Here is a 23,858-nt window from a genome sequence, read left to right on the forward strand (position 1 = left end):
GGCGGGGCGGGTGGGTTAGGCGAAGAGGGCGAAGTAGATGGCGATGTGGTGGCAGAGCGCGGCGACGAGGGTGCAGGCGTGGAAGAACTCGTGGTGGCCGAAGACCTCGGGCCACGGGTTGGGGCGCCGCAGCGCGTAGAAGACCGCGCCGACGCTGTACGCCGCGCCGCCGACCAGAAGCAGGACCAGCGCGGTGACGCCGCCGTTGCGCAGGATGTCGGGCAGCACGGCGACCGCGACCCAGCCCAGTGCCAGGTACAGCGGGGCGGACACCCAGCGCGGCGCGTGCGGCCAGATCAGCGACATGGCCGCTCCGCCGACCGCGCCCGCCCACACGAGCGCCAGCAGCAGCGCGGCCTTGCCCGAGGGCAGCAGGAGCAGGCAGAACGGGGTGTACGTGCCCGCGATGAAGATGAAGATCATGGCGTGGTCGAGCCGCCGCATGAGCTGGTAGCCGCGCTCGCTCCACACCCGCCGGTGGTAGAGCCCGCTGACGCCGAACAGCCCGCACACGGTGAGGCTGTAGACGGCGACGCTGAGCACGGGTGTGGTGCCGGGCCGGAACGCGGCGATCGAGACGAGCACGATGCCGCAGACCAGGGCGACGAAGAAGGCGTACGCGTGCAGCCAGCCGCGCATTCGCGGCTTGCCGATGTCGACGGGGCGCAGACGGGTGGCGGTGCCGTTCATGCCCTCAGGTTACGACACCGTAGGTTACTCATCCGTAAGTGACCGGGGTGAGGCCGGTAACATCTGCGTCGTGCTGGTCAGGCCGTACGGCTGGGACGGGGTGCTGCTGGAGGTCGACGACCCGGCGGCGTGGTTTCGCGCACTGTGGGCCGCCCGGGAGCGCGGCGAGCTGGTGTGCGAGGAGATCGTGCCCGCCGCCCGGACGGTGCTGCTGCGCGGTGTCCAAGGACGACCGTGCTGGCAGGACTGGACGCCCGCCGCGGGCGAGGCCGCGACCGCCCGGCGGCTGGACGTGCCCGTGCACTGGGACGGGCCTGACTACGCGGCCGTGGCGGCGGCCTGGCGCGCCGAGCCCGCCGACGTCCTCAAAGGAACCGGATTCACGGTCGCGTTCTGCGGCTTCGCGCCCGGCTTCGGCTACCTCACCGGGCTGCCCGAGCAGCGGTGGCTGCCCCGGCTGGCCAGCCCGCGCACCCGGGTGCCCGCCGGCTCGGTCGCGCTCGCGGGGCCGTACGCCGGTATCTATCCCCGCAGCTCCCCCGGGGGATGGCAGCTCGTCGGCCGCACCGGCCTGGACCTGTTCGTCCTGGACCGCGACCCACCGGCCCTGCTCACCCCCGGCACCCTGGTGAGGTTCACCGATGCTTGAGGTGATCGCCCCCGGCCCGCTGGCCACCGTCCAGGACCTGGGCCGCTTCGGCTACGCCCAGCTCGGCGTCTCCCGCTCCGGCGCCCTCGACCCCGCCGCCCTGCGCCTGGCCAACCGCCTCGTCGGCAACCCCGAAACCGACGCCGCCCTCGAACTCACCTACGGCGGCACCGTGCTGCGCGCCCACGCCCCCCTCTGGTGCGCCCTCACCGGCGCCCCCGCCCCCCTCACCGTCGACGGCCACCCCGCCCCCTACGGCGCCCCCTTCGCCCTCCCCACCGGCGCCCTCCTCACCATCGGCACCCCCACCCACGGCATCCGCAGCTACCTGGCCCTCGCCGGCGGCCTCCCCATCCCACCCGTCCTCGGCTCCCGCAGCACCGACACCCTCTCCACCCTCGGCCCCCCACCCCTTTCCCCCGGCACCACCCTCCCCACCGCCACCCCTCCCGCGCCGATCTTGCGTGAGCTGTGGGGACGACACGCGCCTACCGGGCAGAACGGCAACACTTCGCGCAAGATCGGCGCGGTGGACTTCGTGCCGTGGAGCGCGCCCGGGGCGGAGATCCGGGTGAGGGTGCGGTTCGGGCCGCGGGAGGGGTGGTTCGCGGAGCCGGGGGAGTTGCTGCGGCGGGTGTACACGGTGGGGCAGGGGGACCGGATCGGGGTGCGGCTGGACGGGCCGCCGCTGGCCCGCGCGATCGCGGGGGAGCTGCCCAGTGAAGGGCTGGTCGCGGGGGCGGTGCAGGTGCCGGGGGACGGGCGGCCGCTGGTGTTCCTCGCCGATCACCCGACCACCGGCGGATACCCGGTGATCGCGGTCGTGCACCCCGCCGATCTCGGGCTGCTCGCCCAGGCGCGGCCGGGCACTAGGGTGGTCTTCCATGGATCTCAACGCTGATCTCGGCGAGGGCTTCGGCCGCTGGGAACTCGGGGACGACGAGGCCCTGCTCGACGTGGTGACCAGCGCCAACGTCGCCTGCGGCTTCCATGCCGGGGACGCGGCCACCATGCGCCGCACCTGCGCGCTGGCCGCGAGCCAGGGTGTCGCGGTGGGTGCGCAGGTGGGCTACCGCGATCTCGCCGGGTTCGGCCGCCGCTTCATCGAGTACGAGCTGCCCCAGCTCCGCGACGAGATCATCTATCAGGTCGGGGCGCTGCAGGCGCTGGCCGCGGCCGAGGGCACCCGCGTGCGGTACCTCAAACCGCACGGCGCGCTCTACCACGCCGTCGCGCACGTCGACGCGATCGTCGACGCGGCCCGCGCCACCGGGCTGCCCGTGCTCTGCGCGCCGGGCTCGCCGCTGGCCACCGCCGCCGGGGACGCGGTCGTGCCGGTCTACGCCGAGGGCTTCGCCGACCGGGCGTACCGGGCCGACGGCACGCTGCTGCCGCGCGGCAAGCCGGGCGCCGTCATCACCGACCAGGAGGAGGTGGTGGCCCGCGCCCTGCTGATGGCGGTCGACCAGCGCGTCATCGCCCTCGACGGCACCGTGCTCCCGCACGCCGTCGACTCCATCTGCCTGCACGGCGACACGCCCGGCGCGGTCACGCTGGCCCGCGCCGTACGCGAGGCCCTCGCCCAGGCCGACGTTCCCCTGCGCCCCTTCCTGCCCTGACCCGTCCGGGTCGGGGCGGTCAGGTGTCGAGGCCGCGGAGGATGAGCGGGAGGCGGTCCGTGCCGTCGGGGGTGACCTCGATCGGGACGCCCCAGTCCTGGCGGGTGAGGTGGCAGGCGGCGTGCTCGGCGTCGGCGTCGCAGGTCGCGGCCTGGGCCACCACCTGGAGCACCCCGCGCGGCACGGCGGGGTTGAGCACCAGCTTGCGCGACAGGTCGGTGGTCACCCCGGCGCCTTCGAGCAGCAGCTCGGCGGGTGAGGCGGACACCTCCAGCCGGGTCGGGTCGCCGAAGCTGCGGTCCAGCTTCTGGCCGGGCGCCGGCGTGAAGATCACGTCCAGGTCGACCGTGCCCGGGGCGAGCCGCGACGGCGGGCGCTCGACCTTGTGCCTGCCCCCGTCGACCTGCCCGGCCGTCGCCGCCGGGGCGAGCCGGACCAGCCGGTGCGCCGCCGACTCGACCACGACCGCATTGCCGTCCGCGTCCAGCACCACGTCGCTGGGCTCGGCGAAGCCGCTGTCGACCGTGGACACCACGCCGTCCTGCCAGCGCCGGACCGCGCCGTTGTACGTGTCCGCGATCAGCACCGAGCCGTCCGGCAGCGCGCACACCCCGAGCGGGTGCTGCAGCAGCGCCTGGTCCGCCGGTCCGTCGACATGCCCGAAGTCGAACAGGCCCTGACCGACCGCGGTGTGCAGCTCGCCGTCCTCGATCCAGCGCAGCGCGCTGGTCTCCGAGTCGGCCAGCCACAGCCGCCGCCCGTCGGGCGAGGCGGACAGGCCGGACGGCTGCGCCAGCCACGCCTGGTCCAGCGCGCCGTCGCGCAGCGCCTCGACGGTGGTGCCCGCGTACAGGCCGACCGTGCGCTTGACCGGGTCGAACCACCAGAGGGTGTGCGTGCCCGCCATCGCGACGACGACCCTGCCGTCGAACCAGGCCACGTCCCACGGCGAGGACAGGTCCATGGCCCGCGCGTCGTGCGCGTGCGCGTCCAGGCTCGACCGCCACTGCCGGCCCGTCCCGGCGAGCGTGGTCACGGTCAGGTCGGCCAGCTTCACGCCGCGCAGCAGGTGGTTCACCGTGTCGGCGACGACCACGTCGTACCCGACGCGGGCGGCGACCTCCGGGGGCAGCGCGCACAGGCCCTGGGGTTCGGAGAAGCTCGCCTGCCCGGCGGGGCCGTCGGCGCGCCCGCGCGCGCCGGAGCCGATGCGGGTGACGACCGTGCCCAGGTCCGCGTCGAGCAGGGCCAGGCTGTGCCGGGCCGAGTCGGACACCAGCATGGTGCCGTCGGGCAGCGGCAGCGCCTTGCCCGGGAAGCGCAGCAGGGTGTCGCTCGGCGGCGGCGGCACGAACGGCCCGCTCCCGCGGCGCAGCGTGCCCTTCGCCTCGTGCTCGGCGATCAGCTGGTCGAGCAGCCGGCGCAGGCCCTCGGCGTGGCCCTCGCCCGCCATGGACGCCACCACGTAACCCTCGGGGTCCACGACCGACAGGGTCGGCCATGCCTTGGCCGCGTACTGCTGCCACATGAGCATCTCGGGGTCGTCCAGCACCGGGTGCGCCACGCCGTAGCGCTCCACCGCGGCGGCGAGCGCGTCGGCGTCGCGCTCGTGTTCGAACTTGGGCGAGTGCACCCCGATGACGACCAGGACGTCGCCGTACTTCTCCTCCAGCGGCCGCAGCTCGTCGAGCACGTGCAGGCAGTTGATGCAGCAGAAGGTCCAAAAGTCGAGAATTACGACGCGTCCGCGCAGGTCCGCCAGCGAGAGGTTGCGCCCGCCGGTGTTGAGCCAGCCGCGGCCGCGGAGTTCAGGAGCGCGGACACGCGCGGTCGTCGCCATGGGGCAAGCCTATCGAGGTGATCAGCGCGGTCGAGCGCGGCGGCTGTGATCTCCGAGACGGGCGCCGTCGCCCGGCATGATCGGCGCAGGCCGGGGGATACTCCGGGCATGGTGCGTATCGGTGCGATCGTATGGCAGGTGTCCGACCTCGGCAGGGCACGCGAGTTCTGGCGCGGCGCCCTCGGCTACGAGGCCACCCCGGACAACCCCGACTTCCTGGCCGACCCGCGCGGCACCGGCCCCCGCCTGCACCTGGACACCGGAGACCGGATGCACCTGGACCTGTGGGCGGAGGACGCGGCCGAGCAGCGGGCCGAGGTCGCGCGGCTGGTGTCGCTGGGCGCCCGGGTCGTCGAGGACTGGACCTACCCCGAGGACGCCGACTTCGTCGTGCTCGCCGACCCGGACGGCAACCTGTTCTGCGTGATCGACAAGTCCGCCTGATCAGGCGGACGCCGTCGCGAGCACGGCCGGCGCGGCGGGTGCCGCGAGCCCGTCCTGCTCGTCGGTGATCAGGCCGCGCAGCGACAGCGCCACCAGCGACGCCGACAGCGTGCCGACGATGACCAGCCCGATCCAGACCGCGCCCAGCCCGGCGCCGAGCAGCGGACCGGCGGTGATCGGCGCGATGACGGCGGACAGGCCCCACACCATGCCCGACAGCGCGTTGTACCGGCCGCGCAGCTCGTCGGTGGCGAGCGCGTTGACCAGCGCCGGGCTGATCGGCGAGAGCAGCGTCTCGCCGGTGGCGAAGACCGCCCCGAAGACGATCACGCAGGCGGCGCTGAGCAGCGCGTTCCTGCCGTCGACGAGCCCGGCGAGGCCGAGCACGAGCCAGGCCGTGGCGAAGACGGCGCCGACCACGGCCAGCGCCCGGGTCCGGCTGCGGCCCTGCAGTTTCTTGATCACGACGAGCTGCGCCAGCACGATGACGACGGTGTTGGCGGTGAAGGCGTAGCCGACGACCTGCGGCGTCACCCCGGCCACCGTGGTGGCGAAGCCCGCGAAACCCACTTCGAGCTGGGCGTATCCCGACGCGGTCAGCAGCACGCTGAAGATCAGCAGGCGGCGGAACGGCCGGTGCCGCACGACCTCGGCGTACCCCTTGCCGGCGGGCCCGCCGGTCTGCTGCGCCGCGTCGGCGACGAGGCGGCGGCCGACCTGCGGCATCGAGGCCAGGATGACGAACGGGCCCGCGTAGCAGAGCATGTCGAGCACGTAGATCAGCTGGAAGGTGCCCGGCCGGGCGGTGTCGACGACGGTGCCGGAGATCGCCGAGCCGACGCCGATGCCGAGATTGAGCAGGGCGAACTGCAACCCGAAGACGCGCTGCCGCTCCCCCTCGCCGGTGAGGGAGCTGAAGATCGTGGTCTGGCCCGCCCAGATGCACGAGGCGCCCAGGCCGCCCAGGGTCAGCGCCGTCCAGGCCAGCCAGGTGTTGTCGACCAGCGCCAGCAGGCCCATGCCCGCCGCCTCCAGCAGCAGCGCGGGCAGCACCACGCGGCGTGCGCCGTACCGGTCGATCAGGGTGCCGCCGATCGGCGAGACGACCAGGGTGAGCAGGCCGAACCAGCCGATCAGGAGGCCGACCGTGCTGCCCGGCAGGTGCCGCACCTCGGTCAGGTAGATGTAGAGGAACGGCAGCGTGAGCCCTCGGCCCAGCGAGGAGAAGGCGGTGCCGATCAGCATCCGGCGTGCTTCGGGCCGCGTGGGCAGGGCGTCGCGCAACATGCGCCCAGTCTGGTGGCGGGGTCCGACGTCACGCGACCGAATAAGACGGCCCTGTGGTCATGACCACAGGGCCGTCCGCTGCTTACTCGTTCACCGGGTCACGGGGTGGGCGTGGGCTCCGCCGACGGGTCGCCGCCGGTGGTCGCGGTGGCCGGGGCCAGGCACAGCACCTTGCTGCCGACGGTGACGTGCGGCTGCTGCTTGTCGGGGCACTGCTCCAGGGTGTCGCCGACCGACACGACCTTGAACGCGCCGCCGTCGCCGCAGTCGGCCTTGACCGCGGCGCTGCCGGACTGCTTGAGGCAGTCCCCGACGCCGAAGGACGGCTCGGCCTCGCCGCCGCCCATCAGCTTGTCCACGCCGATCAGCAGCCCGAAGGCCAGTGCCAGCAGCAGCGCGCAGCCGACCACGACCCCGATGATCAGGCGGCCGCTGCGGACCGGCTTGATCTCGGTCGCCCCGGTCTCCTCGGGCTTGAACTTGTCGAACCGGTTCTGGTCGGCACCGCCGGGCGGCGGCGAGTCGACCGGCGGACGCTGGCCGGGCACCAGGCCGGGTCCGGCAGGCGGCGGGCCCACCGGACGGCCGGGCGCCATGGCAGGCGGTGGCATGTGCGGCGGCGCCGCCTGGGTCGGCGGCGGCATGTGCGGCGCGGCAGGCGGGGGCATGTGCGGGGCCGCGGGCGGCGGCATGTGCGGCGCGGCCGGGGGTGCCGTTGCGGCCTGCGGTGCGGCCGCGGGCTGCAGCAGGTCGCCGAACGCGTGCCCGCGCGTCTGCCGCTGGGCGGGCGCGGCGGGCTGCTCCGGGGCAGCGACGGGCTCGTCCGCGGGGCGGGGCGCGCCGTACACCGTGGACGAGCGGGCGATCGGCGGGGCCGGCTGCGGCTCGGCGGCCGCGGCGGGCTGCGGGCTGGGCACGGTGACCCGGGCGCTCGCGCGCGCCGCACCGGCCGCGGGGACCTGCGCCGCGGCCTGGACCGGGGCGGTCGCCGGAGCGGCGGCCGGCACGGGAGCGGGCGGGGGCGGCGACACCGGAGCGTCCGCCGGGGCGCTCACCGCGGCCGAGCCGTAGACGCGCGGCTGCGGCTTCGGCATGGCGGCCGGGGCGTCCTCGCCGGGCGTCAGCCGGCTGGCGGCCGGGACCGAGGCGGTGGCGACACCGACCGACGCGCGGGCGACGGACGGTGGCGGGGTCACCGGGATCGCGGGCGGCGTGCTCACCGGCGCGGCCGGGTCGGTGACGGGCGGCGTGCTGACCGGGGCCGACGCGACCGGCGGCGTGCTGACCGGCACCGACGCCGCGGCGGCGAACGGCGCCGGGGCGGCCGGCTCGGGCTCGAACGGCATCGACTCGAACGACGCCGGCTCCCGCTTGGGCAGCGGCTCGTAGGCAGGCGCGGCCGGCTCGAAGGACGGCGCTGCCTGGTAGACGGCGGGCTCGTAGGACGGGGCCGGCTCGTAGGACGGCGCGGCCTCGCGAACGGGCTCGTACGAAGCTGCGGGCTCGTAGGACGGCGCGGGCTCGCGAACGGGCTCGTACGAAGCTGCGGGCTCGTAGGACGGCGCGGGCTCGTATGAGGGCGCGGGCTCGTAGGACGGCGCGGGCTCGTGCGAGGACGCGGGCTCGTAAGGCGGAGCGGAGTCATACGACGACGCGGGCTCATACGACGGCGCGGGCTCATACGACGGAGCCGGCTCGTAAGACGGGGCGGAGTCGTACGACGGCGCCGGCTCGTATGCCGCCGGGTCGTAGGGCGACGCGGGCTCACGGGTCGGCAGGGGCTCGTACGACGGCGCGGCTTCGCGCGTCGGCAGCGGCTCGTAGGCCGCCGGCTCCGGCTCGGGGTCCATCAGCGCGGCCACTGCGGGCGGCGGGGTCCACGGGCCGGTCGGGGCGCTCGGCTTGGGGCTGTCGCCGGCGGCGAAGGCGGCCCAGGAGGCCGAACCGCCGGTGTTCTCGGGCGCGGCGGCCGGGGCCGGCGGCTCCTCGGCCTTGGCGAAACCGGACTCCAGGTCCGAGTAGTCGGGCCAGGCCGGGGCGGCTTCCGTCTTGGGCGCGTCCCACGACTGCTCCTGCTGCCAGGAGTCCGCGGCGGGCGTGGTCTGCGGCGCGGACCACTGGTCTGCGGCGGGGGTCCACTCCGGCTGCGCGGGCGGCGTCGCCCAGGACGGGTCGGCGGCGGGCGTCGACCAGTCCTGCTGCGCGGCCCAGTCCGGCTCGACGGGGGGCGCGGCCGGGGCGGCGGGCGGCACGAACGGCTCGTGCGCGGCGAAGGACGACGACATCTCGTGGCGTACGCCGGGGATCGGCACCACCGCGGGCGCCGGGACGTACGGCGCGTCGTCGCCCGACGGGGCGGCGGGGGCGGGTTCGGCCGGGAAGCCGCCGAAGGTGCTGGCGGAGGGCTGGCCGTCCACGGAGTCCGGCGGGAAGTCCGCCTCCGGGGCGCTGCCGTACGGGGTGAAGACCGGAAACTCCTCGGGCGCCGGGGGCGCCTCGAACAGGCCGAAGCCACCCTTGCGGTCGGCTGCGTCAGCCGGCGGCCAGCCGGGCTGCTGCGGTGCCTCGGACGTCATACGCGCACGCCTCCTTCTCTATCGCCATCCCAGGCGACGCCGAGCGGAAGGTGCGCAGGGGTCAGAAGCCGAGGGGTGGCGGCCGTGCCCACCGTACCGGTCCCGGCGCGCGACCGGTACCCGGGAGTGGCCCGCTGACGGCCGCTCAGCATTGTGGCCCCCGCCCGGCCGTACGGCTGGACAGGGGCCACAACGCTTTTGGAGGAGGAGAAAACGTCTCAGTGCAACCGGACGAACACGGCTGCCATCGGGTCGCCCAGCTCAGCGGCGCGGCGGCGCTGCGCGCGCTCGGCGTGGGGGCGCTCCAGGTGGATCTGCTCGGCGCTGCGGCTCCGCGTCCGCATCTTCTTCATGATGCTCATGCCGAGTATTAGATCGTACGAGCCCCCATCTTCGCCAACGATTATTAGGTGAGCTGAGACACCAGCCTAAGATTCGTAGGTGAGGCTCAGTTTCGGGGCGTGATCGCGGCGAGCAGCTCGGGCTGCCGGTGATCGAGCACGTCACCGGCCGTGACGACGCCGAGCCACACCGCGGCCACCGCGTACGCCAGGCCCGCCGGCAGCGCGAGCGCCGCGCCGACCGCCCCGCCGAACAGCACCAGCAGCAGCACCGGCAGCGCCAGCACCATCCCGGCCAGCCACGCGGCCATGGCGAGCAGGCTCTTGACCATGCCGGAGCCGGTGTTGACGGCGAACGGGTTCTGGTTCTCCGGCAGCGCGTAGGCGGCCCACACCGAGACGTGCGTGGCGCAGGCCAGGCCGGTGCCGTACGCGGCGAACAGGGTGCCCGCCATGACCGGCAGCAGGGACAGGTCCTCGCGGAGCACGGCGTTGAGCACGGCCAGCGCAGCCAGGATCGGCACGATGATCCAGGAGTACGCGACCACCCGGGCGCGCAGCTCGATCCGGCCGGGCACCCCGGTCACCACGTGCGCGGCGTACGCCGTGCCGTCGTAGCCGAACTGGTTCGCGATGCCGAGCCCGGCCAGCGCTCCGACGATCACCATCGAGAATCCGTGCACGTTCTGCGCGACGGCGCCCTGCCCGCCCTGCGACCCGAGGTTCGTCACCACCGGCAGGAACACGGCGATCACCGCGAACGTGATCAGGCTGGCGCGGCGGCGCACGTCGCGGCCCCAGTACTTCAGCTCCCGCGCGACCAGCGCGCCGTACTGGGTGCGGGGCCGGCGCGCGCCGAGGAACCGGGCGACCGGCGTGCCGGAGGCGGCCCGCGTCCGCACCGCGCCCCCGCCGCCCGGGGCGGCCAGCATCGCCGACTCCAGCGAGCCCGCCCACCACCACATGAGCAGCAGTATCGTCAGCACGGTGAGCGCGAGCCGGGCCCCGGCCGCCGCCCAGCGGCCGTCCAGCGCGTCGACACCGACCACGTACGGGGCGGCCAGCGGCGTCCAGCCGAGCACGTCGGCCACCGCGACGAGCCGGCCGGTGCCGACATGCTGCGCGCTGTTGGTGATCATCAGCTGGATCGGGCCGAGCGAGGCGGCCAGCACGGCGAGCAGCACCGCGGCCAGGTCGCGGGTGCGCCGGGCCCGCAGCGCCCGGGAGAACGCGCTGGTCACCGCGCGGCTGAGCACGACGCACAGCAGCAGGCCGAGCAGCACCCCGAGCGCGGCGACCAGCCCCGGCAGCGGGCCGCCACGCAGCGCCGCGCCGATCGCCAGGCCGGACGAGGCCAGCAGGGTCGCGGCGGCGGGCACCCCGAGCAGGGCCGCGACCAGCAGGCCGCGGACCAGGTCGCGCCGGGGGAGCGGGAGCAGGGCGAACCGGCCCGGCTCCAGCGTCTCGTCCACCCCGAACCAGACCAGCGGCAGGAACAGCCAGCCCAGCACCAGCGCCGCACCGCCGAAGGCGGGCACCAGCGCGGCCGCCGCCGGGCTGTCCGAGGCCACCGCCGCGGCGGCGGCCAGGGCGGCGAAGCCGCCGTAGACCACCGCGCCGACCAGGCCGAGCACGAACATGACGACCTTCGTGGAGCGGCCGCGGAAGCCGTTGCGCAGCACGCGCAGCTTCAGCCGGGCGAACGTCAGAGCCACGACAGCTCCGCCCCGGTGGCCGTGCGGCCGCCGACCACCTCGACGAACGCCTCTTCGAGGGTGCGCTGCCCGCGTACCTCGTCCAGGGTGCCGACGGTGCGGATGCGGCCCGCCGCCATGATCGCCACGTGGCTGCACAGCCGCTCCACCACCTCCAGCACGTGGCTGGAGAAGATGACCGTGCCGCCCCCGGCGACGTAGCGGGTGAGGATGTCGCGGATGGTCGCGCCGCTGACCGGGTCCACGGCCTCGAACGGCTCGTCGAGCACCAGCAGCCGCGGCGCGTGCAGCAGCGCGCAGGCCAGCGCGATCTTCTTCTTCATGCCGGCCGAGTAGTCGACGACCAGGGTGCGCCCGGCGTCGGTCAGCGCCAGCACGTCCAGCAGCTCGGTGACGCGGGCGTCGATGACCTCGGGCGCCATCCCGCGCAGCAGGCCCTGGTAGGTGAGCAGCTCGGTGCCGTCGAGCCGGTCGAAGAGGCGTACGCCGTCGGGCATCACGCCGATCAGCGACTTCGCGCGGACCGGGTCGTGCCACACGTCGTGGCCGAGCACCAGGGCCCGCCCGGCGTCCGGGCGCAGCAGCCCGACCGCCATGGACAGGGTGGTGGTCTTGCCGGCCCCGTTGGGCCCGAGCAGGCCGAAGAACGAGCCGGCCGGCACGGCCAGGTCGACGCCGTCCACGGCGACCTTGCCATCGAAGGTCTTGACGAGCCCCTGAAGGGCGAAGGCGCTGTCCACGGTCACGGTCCGACTCTAGACCGGCCGCGCCCGGCTCCCCCGCCCCGAACAGCGGGGGCGGGGGAGCCGTGGCGGTCAGCGCCGGTTGGCGTTCTCCCGCTCGGCCGCGATGCAGGAGCCCTGCGCCGGGCGCAGCTCGCTCTTGATCTCGGCGATCAGGTCCCGGGCGTGGTCGCGGCTGAGGTTCCAGGCGTACCACTGGTCCGGGTTGTCGCGCAGGTCGCGGACCATCCAGCTGAGCGCGCAGCTGCGGTACGGCTCGGGCAGCTTGACCAGCTCCGGGGCCGCGTCCGGGCCGAGCGCCCGCAGGTACCAGAAGTCGATCTTCTGGAACCGCTCGACGTTCTGCTCCGCGATGAAGTGCTCGGGGTTGGCCGCGCCGAGGAAGAGCAGCAGGCCGGCGAAGCCCGCCACCGCCGCCCGCGGGAACCAGCCCGCCCGCAGCTTCCACCCGGCCAGCGCGATCAGCACGAACACGCCGCCGAGGTAGAGCTCGACCGAGCCGAAGAACAGCCGCTCCCGGGTCCAGCCGTAGGTGTTCTGGTAGAGCCACATGCGCCACACCGCCGAGCCGACGATGACCATGCTGAGCAGCACCAGCGCGCCGAGCAGCGAGCGCAGCAGCACCCGGTCCTGCACCGTCTCCTTGACCGCCCAGCGCGACACCAGGCCGATCACGACCAGCGTCAGCAGGGTCACCACGAGCAGCTGGCCGAAGCCCTGCACCGCGTACTCGGAGTAGGTCAGGCCGCTGGTCTTCTGGATGTACGCCTTGTCGCCGAAGAAGAAGCGCAGCTGCACCGCGACGAACGCGGCGAACAGCAGCACCAGGCCGCCCAGCGGCAGCGCCACCTCGATGCGGCCGATGCGCCGCGAGGACGGGCGCTCCAGCCCCGACAGGTCCGGCGGGGCCAGCACCGTGAAGATCGCGCCCGCCGTGATCAGGCCGCCGATAACCGTGTAGATCAGCAACCGCATGAACGTACGCATGTTGATCTCAGGCAGGATGTCGCCGAGCAGCGTGGCGAATGCGGCGTCGGCCGAGGCCAGCAGCGCGCCGAAGACGATCAGCAGGATCACCGTCACGACCAGCGACAGCACGATGCGGCCAGCGGTGCCGCCCTTCTCCCGGGACTTCTGCCAGGCGCTCGCGCCCCGGCCCAGCCACGGGATCGCCCGGAACGCGGCCAGCGGCAGCGCCAGCGCGCCGACGATCACGGCGCGCACCGAGTGGCCGCCGGCCACCGCCAGCGAGCCGCAGGCCACCGCGCCCAGCACGCAGAACACGTACAGCCAGCCCGCGTCGCGGAAGGTGCCGACCGCCAGCAGGGCCAGCGCGAGCACCGCCCAGCCGATCCGGATCAGTCGCTCGCTGCGGGTGTCCGGCTTCGGGCCGAACCGGGCCGCGTGCCAGATCGCCCCGGCCATGACCAGGCCGACCAGCAGCCAGCCGACGGCGGGCCGGCTCAGCGGCAGCGCGATGGCCGTGGCCAGGCCGCCGATGAGCGCGGCGGTCCAGGCCGCCGGACCGCCCGCGTAGTCAGGCCCCTGCCAGCGGGTGGCGAGGAAGCCCGGCGGGGGCGGCGGCAGCGGGGCGAACCGGGCCGCTTCCGCCGGGTACGGCTGCGCGGGCAGCTTGGCCGGGGCGGGCGGCTCGGTCGCAGGGGCGACCGGCGCCGCGAACCCACCGGGCGCCTTCGCCGCGGCGGCAGCCGGGTCGCCGACCGCGTCCGGCGCTGCGGGCGCGTCGGCGGCAGGGGACCCGGCGGTCACCGACTCCGCTGCCGGGGCCTCGGCGGGAGCCGCCGGTGCCGGGTCGGCGGAAGCCGGGGCAGCCGCCGGGACCTCGGCCGACGCGGGTGGCGACGGCTCAGGCGGGGGCGTGCCTTCCGGAGAGGTGTGGGACATCATTGCCTCCGACTTCTGCGGGCGACTGATGAGGGATCGGCTTCTGGGGGAGCGTGATGCGGATGCGGCAGCCGGTCCCGCCCGGGGGATCGACGATCGCGATGGTGCCGTGGTGCAGTTCCACCGCCCAGCGGGCGATGGCGAGTCCGAGGCCCGTGCCGCCGTCCTGCGACTGCGCGTTCTTGCCCCGGGTGAAACGCTCGAAGACCCGCTCCCGGAGGGCGGGCGCGATGCCCACCCCCTGATCGAGCACCTCGAAGACGGTGTTGTGGCCCGACGGGCGGGCGCTCACGGTGACCAGGCCGCCGGGCGGGCTGTGCCGTGCCGCGTTCTCCAGCAGGTTCGCGAAGACCTGGTGCAGCCGGGCCGGGTCGGCGTGGATGGTGTGCGCGACGACGCCGTCCAGCCGGAACCGGGTCGCCGGGGCGTTCAGCCCGGCCTCGTCGACGACGGCGGCCAGGAACTCGGCCACCTGCACCGGCACCCGGTGCAGCGCCGCCGCGCCCGCGTCGACCTTCGACAGGTCGAGCAGCTCGGTGACCAGGCGGCCCAGCCGCTCTGTCTGCGCCAGCGCGGTGCGCAGCGTCGCCGGGTCGGGCGCGCTCACGCCGTCGACCATGTTCTCCAGCACCCCGTGCAGCGCGGTGATCGGCGTACGCAGCTCGTGCGACACGTTCGCGATCAGCTCGCGGCGCTGCTGGTCGCTGGCGGCGAGGTCGGCCGCCATCAGGTTGAACGCGCGGGCCAGCGTGCCCACCTCGTCGCGGCTGGTGGCGCGTACCCGGCGGCTGTAGTCACCGCGCGCCATGGCCCGCGCCGCCGCGGTCATCTGGCGCAGCGGCCGGGTCATGCCGTGCGCCAGCACCTGCAGCGTGATCAGGCCGACCAGCGCGGCGGAGATGGCCACCGGCCAGTTGACGAACCCGAGCCGGCCCCAGAAGACCAGCAGGCCGGTCGCGCCGGAGATGCCGAGCAGGATGGCCAGCTTCAGCTTGATCGAGCGGAACGGGTCCAGCGGGCGCGGCAGCCGGTCCAGCACGTTGTTCGAGAGCACGATGAGCGGCCCCAGCACGCGGTACATGGGGATGCTCAGCCAGTCGAGGACGCGCTCGATCACGCCGGCTCGGCCTCCAGCGCGTAGCCGACGCCGTGCACGGTGCGGATCAGGTCCGCACCCAGCTTGCGGCGCAGCGCCTTGATGTGCGAGTCGACGGTGCGGGTGCCGTAGCCCTCGGCCCAGCCCCAGATCTCGGCCAGCAGCCGCTCCCGCGGCAGCACCGACCGGTGCCGCTCGGCGAGGTACACCAGCAGGTCGTACTCGGTCGGGGTCAGGTGCGCCTCGGCGCCGTCGCGGCGCACCCGGCGCTCCGAGCGGATGATCTCCAGCGGGCCGAGCTTGATCGACGCCTCCGGCGAGGTGGTCCGCTCCGCCCGGCGCAGCAGCGCGTGCACCCGGGCGGCCAGCACCCGCAGCGAGAACGGCTTGGTGAGGTAGTCGTCGGCGCCCACCGCGAGCCCGACCAGCAGGTCGTTCTCGTCGTCGCGGGCGGTGAGCATGAGCACCGGCACCGGCCGTCCGGCCTGCCACTGCTGCCGGTGGATCTGGCGGCACACCTCCAGCCCGTCGAAGCCGGGCAGCATCAGGTCGAGCACGACCAGGTCGGGCTTGAGGCGCTCGGCGGCGTCCACAGCGGCCGGCCCCGTCCCGGCGTGCGCGACGGCGAAGCCCTCGGCCCGCAGCCGGGCGATCACCGACCCGGCGATGGTGGGGTCGTCCTCCACCACCAGGACGCGACGTTCACTCATGACCTGGGACTGTAGCGGTCACCTGTGGTGACCATCAGTACCAGTTGTGAAGAACCTGTGCTGGGCCACGACGACCCGACTTATTCCCGACCTAGGGAAACTTCCTATCGGGGTACGGCTGAGGCAGGCTGGAAACGCCGGACGCGCATCGCTAGGAAGGACGGGTGACCACCATGGCCCATCCACTGCTCCGGGCTGAGCCCCTGCGCGCCTGGCGGTTCGAGGACCTCCTCGACTCGCCCGACGACGGCTACCGGTACGAGATCTTCGACGGGAGCCTCCTCGTGACCCCACCACCCCCGATGCCACACGCGAACCTGGTCTACCGGCTGCGCCGGGCCCTCGAACGGCAGGCACCCGAGACTCTGGCCGTGTGCGAAGCGATCGGCGTGCTGCGCGAAGACGGCACCTCGTATTTCGTCCCCGACCTGGTCCTCTTCGACGCCACCCTGTTGGGCACGACACTGCCCGCGCTGCCCCCGTCGGCGGCACAGCTGATCGTCGAGGTCGTCTCGCCCAGCAATCCCAGCAACGATCTGGTTCTCAAACGTCACGGATACGCCCTGGTCGGTGTGGCCGAGTACTGGATCGTCGATGTACGCACGCAGGAGGTGCTGGTGCTGACCGACCCGTCGCCGACGGGATACCTGACCGAGGAGAAGCACACAGGCTCGCTGCGCAACGACAGGCCGTTCTCCTACGAGATCGACCTGGCCGCGATCTTCGCCTGACTCTGGAGACGATCAGGGCTCCCCGCACGCCGAGCGGGGAGCCCTGATCGGTCTGGGGACGGGCTACCGGCCGAGACCCTGCGGCCGGGTCGGTGCCGTCATCGTGCCGGGCTTGCGGGGCACCGGGATCCGGTAGAGGGTCGGCTGCGAAGTGCAGCCCTGCACGCTCAACGCGACGTCGGTCTCGGCCCCGGCCCTGGTCTGCACGGCGCGCTGGTTCGTGGCGTCGAGCGGCAGCCGCAGCCAGCAGCCGCCGGTGCCGGTGTCCAGCCGCACCAGCACCGGGCCGCTGTTGAGCCCGAGGAGGTTGAACTGCCCGTCGGTCAGGGAACCCGCATTGATCAGGTCGCCGGTGTACGCGTCGTGCACGCTGACCGTTCCGCCCGTGGCGCCGGCGACGGTGCCGTACAGGAGTCCGCCGAGCGGCAGCGTGACGTCGTAATAGCTGATCTTGCCGGGCAGGATGCGCAACGGGGCGGCCAGCAGGCGGCTGGATGCGCCGCCGGACCAGGTGACCGCGCTCTCCACCGGCTCCCGTTCGGCGATGCGCAGCGGCCAGGCGTACGGGCCGATCCGATTGATCCAGTAGGCGCCGTCGCTCCCGGCGCAGCCGAGATGCTCCATCAGGACGGCCAGGTTCGGGCGCGGTGCGAAGGGCTGCACGCAGATCCGCGCGTCGGTCGGCGCCGCGGTCGTGGACACGTGGCCCATGACTGTGCCGCCGTGATCGAGCCTGATGTCGGGGGCGTCGATGAAGGCGCCCTCGGCGAGCTGGTACACCGCGGCTTTCGCCGCATCGCCGGTGCCGCCGGTCACGCTGACCCACTGCATGGCCGGTTGGGGGTAGCCCAAGCTGGTCGGCTGATCGGGCAGCGCGAACAGCCGGACCCGGGAGGCGTCCAGCGGCGCGATCTCCAGGCGCCCGTCCGCGTCGGAGCAGAACGTGCCCGCCACCCGCGCGCCGCGGTCGGAGGAGGTGAGCACGACGCCGTCGGGCTCGGCAGGCACCGCAGCGACGCAGGTGCGCGGGTGCAGGCCCGGGTCCGCCCGCATGGCCACCCGGGTACGCAGCGCGTACGCCCGCTTCAGGCGGATCTCCACGCGGGTGGTCCGGCCCGGTTCGATGACGACGGTGCGGGCCTCCGGTGACCAGTGGGTGCGCTGACGCGGGGTGAGGACGAGGTCGTACTCGCCGAAGGTGCCCGTCCAGGCTGCCGGGCTGCCGTCTGTTGCCGTGCACCTGGTGATCGTCGTGCCGCTGTTCAGCTGCCTGAGTGCGCCGCACAGCTGCGCCGGCGCGCCGGTCACGTCGTCGACCGCGACGAGCTCGATCCCTCCCGGTGGCAGGAGCTGCTCGTCGACCGTGAGGTCACTGCCGTCCCCGACTTCGAACCACGTGCCTTCCTCGTAGGTCGTCTTGCCGGGCACGTACTGGAGAGGGAGGTTCTCACCGGTCACCGCGATCTTGAAGCGTCCCGGCGGGGCGTTCTCGATGGTGTACTGCCCGCCGTAGGAGAAGGCTCGCGCGTACCCGCCGGGGTGGAGTTCGGTCATCAGGGTGACGGCGCCCAGCGCCGGGTCGCCGTGCTCGTCGGTGATCCGGCCGTGGACCCGCGGCGCCTGGTGCAGCAGGTCGAAGCTCGCGGACCTGCGGTCGCCCGATCGCACGGCCTGGGGTCGCATGCTGTTCCACCCGGCCAGCTCGTTCCACCAGAACTCGGGGTAACCCACGGCCGTCGCCTTCAGGGCGTACCAGGTGTCGCCGCTGCTGGTGCAGCAGGCGATCTCCATCCGGTAGTACCCCTCGGCGTCGGTGCAGGCGGAGCCGACGGGCTGGGCGGTGCCCCAGGGCAGCACGCTGACGCACGCACCGGCCAGCGGGGACCGGGTCGAGTAGTCCCGCACCAGGCCGCTGAACGTGACAGTCGTTCCCGCGGCCTGGGCGGGCACGGCCACGAGGGGGATGAGCAGCGCGCACGCGAGCGCGAGAGCGCCGCGGCGGAAGAGGCGGGGCATGTCCGCTCCGAGTTCAAGATCGGCGTTGGCCACCGGATCTTAAGTCAGCGGCATGCCCCGTCGGCTCCTCCTAGTAGGCACCCTTGCGGCGCAGCACGACACCGACGGTCCGCCAAAGAATGCTCAGGTCGTATGCGAGCGACCAGTTGTCGACGTAGTACAGGTCCAGCCGGACCGACTCGTCCCAGTTCAGGTCGGAGCGGCCGGAGACCTGCCACAGACCGGTCATGCCGGGCCGGACCAGCAGGCGGCGGCGTACGTCGCCCAGGTAGTCGCCGTCCTCGGCGGGCAGCGGACGCGGCCCGACCAGGGACATCTCGCCCTTGAGCACGTTGATCAGCTGGGGCAGCTCGTCGATCGAGCTGGCGCGCAGGAACCGGCCGACCGGCGTGACCCGCGGATCGTCACGGATCTTGAAGAGCATGCCGTCGGTCTCGTTCTGCGCCTCCAGCTTGCTCTTGCGCTCCTCCGCGTCGGTGTACATGGTGCGGAACTTCCACACCTTGAACAGCTGACCCTCGTGGCCGACGCGCAGCTGGCGGAAGAACGCCGGGCCCCGGTCGGTCAGCGAGATGGCGAGCGAGATCAGCAGGAACAGCGGCGCGAGCAGGATCAGGCCGATGGCGGCCGCGACCCGGTCCAGCGTGTTCTTGGCCAGCCAGGCGACGCCGGAGAGCTTCGGCTCCTCGACGTGCAGCAGCGGCAGGCCCTCGATCGGGCGGATGTGCACGCGGGGCCCGGCGATGTCGGTGAGCTGCGGCGCGACCACCAGGTCGATGCCCGTGCCCTCCAGCTGCCAGGCCAGGCGGCGCAGCTCGTCGGGTTCCGCGCCGGCCGAGCCGCACACCGCGATGGTGTCGGCGCGCAGCTCGCGCACCAGGTCGACGAGGTCGCGGCCGTAGTACACCGGCACCGGCGCCTGGGAGCGCCGGGAGGCGGGCACGTGCTCGGACAGGTGGATCGCGACGGGGACCAGACCGGCCTTCGGGTTGCGGGCGACGACCTTGTACACGAACAGCGTCTCCGGCAGCGAGCCGATGAGCAGCATCCGGTACGTCGCCATGCGCCCGCGGCGGCGCACCACGTAGAGCACGCGCCGGGCGAGCAGCCGCGCCGCGATGATGTACGTCATCGCCGCCAGGATCACGAAGGCGACCGTGCCGCGGGACAGGCCCTCGCCACCGGCCTTCTGGAAACCGAAGGCGATGAACGAGACCGTCGCGGCGACCGCGATGGTGGCCCGGAAGACCCGCTTGAACTCGTCGGTGCCCAGGCCGATGACGCGCCGGTCGTAGGCGCCGTTGCCCCACAGCAGCAGCAGCCACAGCAGCGGCATGAAGGCGTACGCGGCGACCTGGAACTCGACGATCCCCTCGAAACCCGAGGTGACCCGGTTGATCTCCAGCTGGGAGATCACGGTCCAGCTCGCCGCCATCACGCACAGCAGGTCCGAGATGATCAGGCAGAGCAGGTACGGCCGGTGCCAGCGGGCCCGGCGCGCGGTGGGGCGGGCGAACGCGTTGCGTGCCACGCCGTTGGTCTTCGGCACGGGGGGCAGCTCGTATCGATCGGCTACGTAGTCCGGGACATTCGACCGCTTGGGCACGGTGGTCGGGTGCTTCAGGCTCGTCGTCACCTCACCTGGGTCCTCCCGTGCGTCACGTTCCTGCCCGGTGGTGCCGGTCAGTGCTGCAGCCCTGCGATCGGAACGTGCGGCAGGACGGGTGTCGCCCACGACGTTCAGTCTCGCATGGTTTGTCCGAGGTCGGCGGGAGACACCGTTTGCGACCGTGTCATCCGAAGACCCCAGGACCGGGACACTATACGAACTGGGCCGTGGGCGACACTAGCGCAGGAGTTTGGAAAGTCGACGATCTGCGAGCGGTTTACCCCCTGTTTGGCACGTCGGGCAGTACTGCAGGCTCGAATCGGCGAACGACACCTCACGCACCGTATCGCCGCAGACCGGACACGGCTGCCCAGCCCGCCCGTGCACCCGCAGGCCCGCGCGCTTCTCGGCCTTGAGCGTGGCCGCCTTCTGCCCGGCGGACCTGGTCACCGCCTCGGTGAGCACCTGCACCATCGCCGTGTGCAGGTTCTCCAGCTGTTCAGGTGTCAGCCGGTCCGCCCGCGCGTACGGCGACACCCGCGCGGTGTGCAGGATCTCGTCGGAGTACGCGTTGCCGATGCCCGCGAGCACCTGCTGGTCACGCAGCACGCCCTTGATCTGGGCGTTGCGGCCGCGCATCAGCTCGGTGAAGGCGGCCAAGTCCAGGCTGAGCGCGTCCGGCCCGAGCCGCGCGATCCCGGGCACCTGCCCCACGTCGGTCACCAGGTAGGCCGCCAGGCGTTTCTGCGTACCCGCCTCGGTCAGGTCGAAGCCCGACCCGTCGCCCAGCCGCACCCGCAGCGCGATCGGCCCCTTGCCCGGCTTGAGCAGCGTGTCCGGCAGCGCGTCGCGGTAGTGCAGCCAGCCCGCCCGGGACAGGTGGATCACCAGGTGCAGGTCGTCCAGCTCGACGTCGAGGAACTTGCCGTGCCGGCCCGCGCCGGTGATCGTGCGGCCGTGCAGGGCCGTCAGGGGCGGGTCGAACGTCTTGAGGGCGCTGATCGCCGACACGTCGACCCGCTCGACGCGCTGGCCGACGGCTCGCTCACGCAGGTACGCGGCGAGCGCCTCCACCTCGGGCAACTCTGGCACGGCGCTAACGCTACCGTTCTATCGACAACACAGCAGGGAGCAGCAGTTGAAGGTCGTCGTCGCCCACAACCGGTACCGCTCCGAGCTGCCCTCGGGTGAGAACGTCATCGTCGACCAGGAGATGGCGCAGCTCGCGGCGGCCGGGGTCACCGTGCTGCCGTTCCTGCGCAACTCCGACGACATCCCGTCGCTGTCGGCCGCGCAGAAGGTGCTGCTGCCGATCTCCCCGATCTGGGCCCCGGCCGCGCAGCGCGACCTCACCGCGCTGCTGAAGCGGGAGCGCCCGGACGTGCTGCACCTGCACAACCCGTACCCGCTGCTGTCGCCCTGGGTGGTGCGGACCGCGCACGCCCACGGGGTGCCGGTGGTGCAGACCGTGCACAACTACCGGCAGGTCTGCGCGCCCGGCCTGTACTTCCGCGACGGCCACGCCTGCCACGAGTGCCGCGGGAAGGCGTTCGCGCTCCCGGCGATCAAGCACAAGTGCTACCGCGGCTCCACCGCGCAGAGCGCGATCATGGCGACCACGCTGGCCGTGCACCGCGGCACGTGGCGCTCGGTCGACCGGTACATCGCGCTGACCGGCGCCATCGCCGACCACCTGCGCGACTTCGGCATCCCCGACGAGCGCATCGTGGTCAAGCCCAACGGCGTCGACGACCCCGGCCAGCCCGCCCAGCCGGGCGAGGGCCTGCTGTTCGTCGGCCGCCTGTCTCCCGAGAAGGGTCTCGGCCTGCTGCTCGACGCCTGGCGGCGGCACCCCGACGGCTCGCTCGGCACGCTGCGCATCGTCGGCGACGGCGAGCTGCGCCCGCTGGCCGAGCAGGCCGCGGCCGAGCGCCGGGACGTGGAGTTCCTGGGCCCGCAGGACCGGGCGGGGGTACGCGCCGCGTTCCGCGCCTCGGCCCTGTTCGCCGCCCCGTCGACCTGGCACGACGTGCTGCCCACGGTGATCATCGAGGCGCTGGCGTCCGGCCGTCCCGTCATCGGCACCACGCTGGGCGGCATCCCGTACCTGATCGACACCGCCGGTTTCGCCGTCCCGCCCACCGCCGAGGACTGGGCCGCCGCCCTCCCCGACGCCCTCAAGGCGGCCCCCACCCTCTCCGACACGGCCCGCCGCCGCTACGAACAGACCTTCCACCCCGACGTCGTCACGTCAAAACTCCTCGCCGTCTACGACTCCCTCCGCCGCCGCCCCGCTTGATCGTCGGACTTGCCAGGCACCTGGGCGTATCTTGACCCGCCATTCGCCCATCTGCCTGGCAAGTCGAACGATCAAGAAGGGTCGGCGTACAGCGCCGGGAGATCGACCAGGAGGACGCCTTCGGCGTTCGCGACCTTACGTAGCTCGTCGGTGAAGCCGGCGCCGCTGTAGCAGGCGAGCCGGGTGCGGGCGACACGGTGCCCCTTGGCGGCGAGCAGATCGCGTGCGCGGCGGAGCCGGTCCAGGTGTGCGATGCCCATCGTCTGCCGCCACTTCGCCTCGCCCAGTGACAGCACCGCTCCATCGGTGCCGAGCACCGCGACGTCGATCTGGATCTGGGTACGTGCGGCCTGGTCGGCGACGGTGCCCGCCGCGACCGTGCTCGGTGGCTCGCCGAACAGGGTGTACGCGTTGCGCAGCGCGAACTCCCGGCACAGCTGCTCGAAGTGGGGTCCGACCACCTGGGCCCGGAAGGTCTCCTGCCCGGCCTGCCAGGCCTGCTCGGCCATTCCGCGCTCCAGGAAACTCCAGTTGCGGCGCATGACCGCCGAGTAGAACGTGATCAACGGCTCGGCGATCCGGTAGGTGGATCTGCCGGTCCGGAATGCGTCCGGCTCCTTGGCGACCAGGCCGCAGTCCTCCAGCACGGTCAGCGGGTGCCCGATGTTCGTGGAGGGCCGCTCCAGGTAACCCGCGATGCCGCCACGGGTGTTGTGGCCGAGCGCGATGGCGCCGAGCACCCCGTGATACAGCGGGGTGTCCCGGGCTCCGGTCTCCTCCGCGAGCAGGTATCGCGCCTCCCGGAACAGCGGGACCGCCGGGTTCAGCACGGTGCGGATCACCCAGGAGTCGAAATCGCCGAGGCCCGCCGGAGCGTCGGAGTGGACGAACTCGTGACGGTAGGCCGGGGTGCCGCCGACGATGCTGTGCAGGAGAACCGCCAGCTCAGGCTGGTCGGCCACCCCCCAGAACTCGGCGGCCGTGCGGTAGTCCATGGGCGGCACGACCAGTTCCAGGCTGGCACGCCCTCGTAGTGGGGCGTTGCCCGCCAGCAGGTTGCCCATCACGGCCATGGCCGAGCCGCAGACCAGCAGCTTGGATGACGTCTCTCGGGCCACTCCGCCGGGGTCGAGCACGTGCTGGAGCTGGGAGGCGAGAGAGGGGCTGGCCGACAGCAGGTAGGGAAGCTCGTCGATGATGATCAGCCCATCCGGCACCACCGCGTACAGCCGTCGCAGCGCCTCCTCCCAGCTGTGCAGCTCGAACGCGCCGCCGGTGCCGGCGCGGGCTGCCAGCGCCCGCCCGAAACGGCGCAGCGACTCCAGCTCGGTGTCCTCGGTAGCCGCGAAGTAGAAGCCGTCGGTGGCTCGGGCCAGCGCATCCAGCAGGAAGGTCTTCCCCTGGCGGCGTCGCCCGCTGACCACCCCGAACCTCGCACTGGCCGCGGGGGACGTCGCGAACCTCGCGAGCGCCTCCCACTCGGCATGGCGATCGAACACGGCTTCAGGCTTGGCAAGCATACGTAGAACTATAGTTCTTAGAACTACACCTCTAAGAACTACGCCTCTAACGAACCGGCACCGGTGCG

General features: G+C 73.2%; 20 protein-coding genes. 6 read left to right on the top strand and 14 right to left on the bottom strand.

The features are described from left to right. Positions 1-15 precede the first annotated feature (15 nt). On the bottom strand, positions 16-690 hold the full coding sequence (trhA, locus tag Cba03nite_RS12965) for a PAQR family membrane homeostasis protein TrhA (protein WP_203745559.1): 675 nt from the start codon (positions 688-690) through the stop codon (positions 16-18). A 70-nt stretch (positions 691-760) separates the two neighbouring features. Between trhA and Cba03nite_RS12970 the strand changes: the two genes are divergently transcribed. From Cba03nite_RS12970 to Cba03nite_RS12980, 3 genes are read left to right on the top strand one after another with little or no spacing between them, the layout of a single operon-like run. After that, positions 761-1,339, top strand: coding sequence for a 5-oxoprolinase subunit B family protein (locus Cba03nite_RS12970; protein ID WP_203745561.1), 579 nt, complete (start codon positions 761-763; stop codon positions 1,337-1,339). Beyond that, entirely contained in the window at positions 1,332-2,240 is a 909-nt protein-coding gene (locus Cba03nite_RS12975) for a 5-oxoprolinase subunit C family protein (RefSeq protein ID WP_203745564.1), read from the top strand. Before Cba03nite_RS12970 ends, Cba03nite_RS12975 begins: the two co-directional genes overlap by 8 nt. Beyond that, positions 2,224-2,958, top strand: a complete 735-nt coding sequence (locus tag Cba03nite_RS12980) for a LamB/YcsF family protein (protein ID WP_203745566.1) — start codon at positions 2,224-2,226, stop codon at positions 2,956-2,958. The genes Cba03nite_RS12975 and Cba03nite_RS12980 overlap by 17 nt, the downstream gene beginning before the upstream one ends. Positions 2,959-2,977: 19 nt before the next feature. Here Cba03nite_RS12980 and Cba03nite_RS12985 read toward each other — a convergent pair whose 3' ends face one another. After that, positions 2,978-4,798: an NHL domain-containing thioredoxin family protein gene (locus tag Cba03nite_RS12985; RefSeq protein WP_203745568.1), complete on the bottom strand. Its 1,821-nt coding sequence runs from the start codon at positions 4,796-4,798 to the stop codon at positions 2,978-2,980. A gap of 108 nt (positions 4,799-4,906) precedes the next feature. Between Cba03nite_RS12985 and Cba03nite_RS12990 the strand changes: the two genes are divergently transcribed. Continuing rightward, a complete protein-coding gene (locus tag Cba03nite_RS12990) occupies positions 4,907-5,242 on the top strand; it encodes a VOC family protein (RefSeq protein WP_203745570.1) in 336 nt (111 codons plus the stop codon). Here Cba03nite_RS12990 and Cba03nite_RS12995 read toward each other — a convergent pair whose 3' ends face one another. The 8 genes from Cba03nite_RS12995 to Cba03nite_RS13030 form a co-directional block, all read right to left on the bottom strand. After that, the gene (locus Cba03nite_RS12995) at positions 5,243-6,529 is read right to left on the bottom strand and encodes an MFS transporter (RefSeq protein ID WP_203745572.1); all 1,287 of its coding nucleotides are present in this window, start codon (positions 6,527-6,529) and stop codon (positions 5,243-5,245) included. 98 nt (positions 6,530-6,627) lie between these two features. Continuing rightward, a complete protein-coding gene (locus Cba03nite_RS13000; protein ID WP_203745574.1) occupies positions 6,628-9,105 on the bottom strand; it encodes a hypothetical protein in 2,478 nt (825 codons plus the stop codon). Positions 9,106-9,323: 218 nt separating this feature from the next. Further along, complete coding sequence (locus Cba03nite_RS13005) at positions 9,324-9,467, bottom strand: hypothetical protein (protein ID WP_203745576.1); 144 nt, start codon at positions 9,465-9,467, stop codon at positions 9,324-9,326. An 86-nt stretch (positions 9,468-9,553) separates the two neighbouring features. Then, positions 9,554-11,161, bottom strand: a complete 1,608-nt coding sequence (locus Cba03nite_RS13010; RefSeq protein WP_203745578.1) for an ABC transporter permease — start codon at positions 11,159-11,161, stop codon at positions 9,554-9,556. Next, a complete protein-coding gene (locus tag Cba03nite_RS13015) occupies positions 11,152-11,907 on the bottom strand; it encodes an ABC transporter ATP-binding protein (RefSeq protein WP_203745580.1) in 756 nt (251 codons plus the stop codon). The genes Cba03nite_RS13010 and Cba03nite_RS13015 overlap by 10 nt, the downstream gene beginning before the upstream one ends. Positions 11,908-11,976: 69 nt before the next feature. Next, positions 11,977-13,809, bottom strand: a complete 1,833-nt coding sequence (locus Cba03nite_RS13020; protein ID WP_203745581.1) for a DUF4153 domain-containing protein — start codon at positions 13,807-13,809, stop codon at positions 11,977-11,979. Further along, positions 13,772-14,926, bottom strand: a complete 1,155-nt coding sequence (locus Cba03nite_RS13025) for a sensor histidine kinase (RefSeq protein ID WP_239125690.1) — start codon at positions 14,924-14,926, stop codon at positions 13,772-13,774. Before Cba03nite_RS13025 ends, Cba03nite_RS13020 begins: the two co-directional genes overlap by 38 nt. Continuing rightward, positions 14,923-15,615: a response regulator transcription factor gene (locus tag Cba03nite_RS13030; protein WP_203745582.1), complete on the bottom strand. Its 693-nt coding sequence runs from the start codon at positions 15,613-15,615 to the stop codon at positions 14,923-14,925. Before Cba03nite_RS13030 ends, Cba03nite_RS13025 begins: the two co-directional genes overlap by 4 nt. A 173-nt stretch (positions 15,616-15,788) precedes the next feature. On the opposite strand from Cba03nite_RS13030, the gene Cba03nite_RS13035 reads away from it, so the two are divergent. Then, a complete protein-coding gene (locus Cba03nite_RS13035) occupies positions 15,789-16,346 on the top strand; it encodes a Uma2 family endonuclease (RefSeq protein ID WP_239125704.1) in 558 nt (185 codons plus the stop codon). Between the two features lie 63 nt (positions 16,347-16,409). Here Cba03nite_RS13035 and Cba03nite_RS13040 read toward each other — a convergent pair whose 3' ends face one another. The 3 genes from Cba03nite_RS13040 to Cba03nite_RS13050 all read right to left on the bottom strand — a co-directional run bounded on the left by Cba03nite_RS13040 (position 16,410) and on the right by Cba03nite_RS13050 (position 21,063). After that, positions 16,410-18,362 carry a peptidase associated/transthyretin-like domain-containing protein gene (locus Cba03nite_RS13040; RefSeq protein ID WP_203745584.1) on the bottom strand — a complete coding sequence of 651 codons (1,953 nt, stop codon included), beginning with the start codon at positions 18,360-18,362 and terminating at the stop codon, positions 16,410-16,412. A gap of 70 nt (positions 18,363-18,432) precedes the next feature. After that, a complete protein-coding gene (locus tag Cba03nite_RS13045; RefSeq protein WP_203745585.1) occupies positions 18,433-19,998 on the bottom strand; it encodes a sugar transferase in 1,566 nt (521 codons plus the stop codon). Positions 19,999-20,208: 210 nt separating this feature from the next. After that, on the bottom strand, positions 20,209-21,063 hold the full coding sequence (locus Cba03nite_RS13050) for an Fpg/Nei family DNA glycosylase (protein ID WP_203745586.1): 855 nt from the start codon (positions 21,061-21,063) through the stop codon (positions 20,209-20,211). Positions 21,064-21,109: 46 nt separating this feature from the next. Here Cba03nite_RS13050 and Cba03nite_RS13055 point away from each other — a divergent pair, with 46 nt between their 5' ends. Continuing rightward, complete coding sequence (locus Cba03nite_RS13055) at positions 21,110-22,270, top strand: glycosyltransferase family 4 protein (RefSeq protein WP_203745587.1); 1,161 nt, start codon at positions 21,110-21,112, stop codon at positions 22,268-22,270. Positions 22,271-22,341: 71 nt separating this feature from the next. Here the strand turns inward: Cba03nite_RS13055 and Cba03nite_RS13060 are convergent, their stop codons facing one another. Beyond that, positions 22,342-23,790, bottom strand: a complete 1,449-nt coding sequence (locus Cba03nite_RS13060; protein ID WP_203745589.1) for an ATP-binding protein — start codon at positions 23,788-23,790, stop codon at positions 22,342-22,344. Positions 23,791-23,858 lie beyond the last annotated feature (68 nt).

It is taken from the genome of Catellatospora bangladeshensis (assembly GCF_016862575.1).
GTDB lineage: Bacteria > Actinomycetota > Actinomycetes > Mycobacteriales > Micromonosporaceae > Catellatospora > Catellatospora bangladeshensis.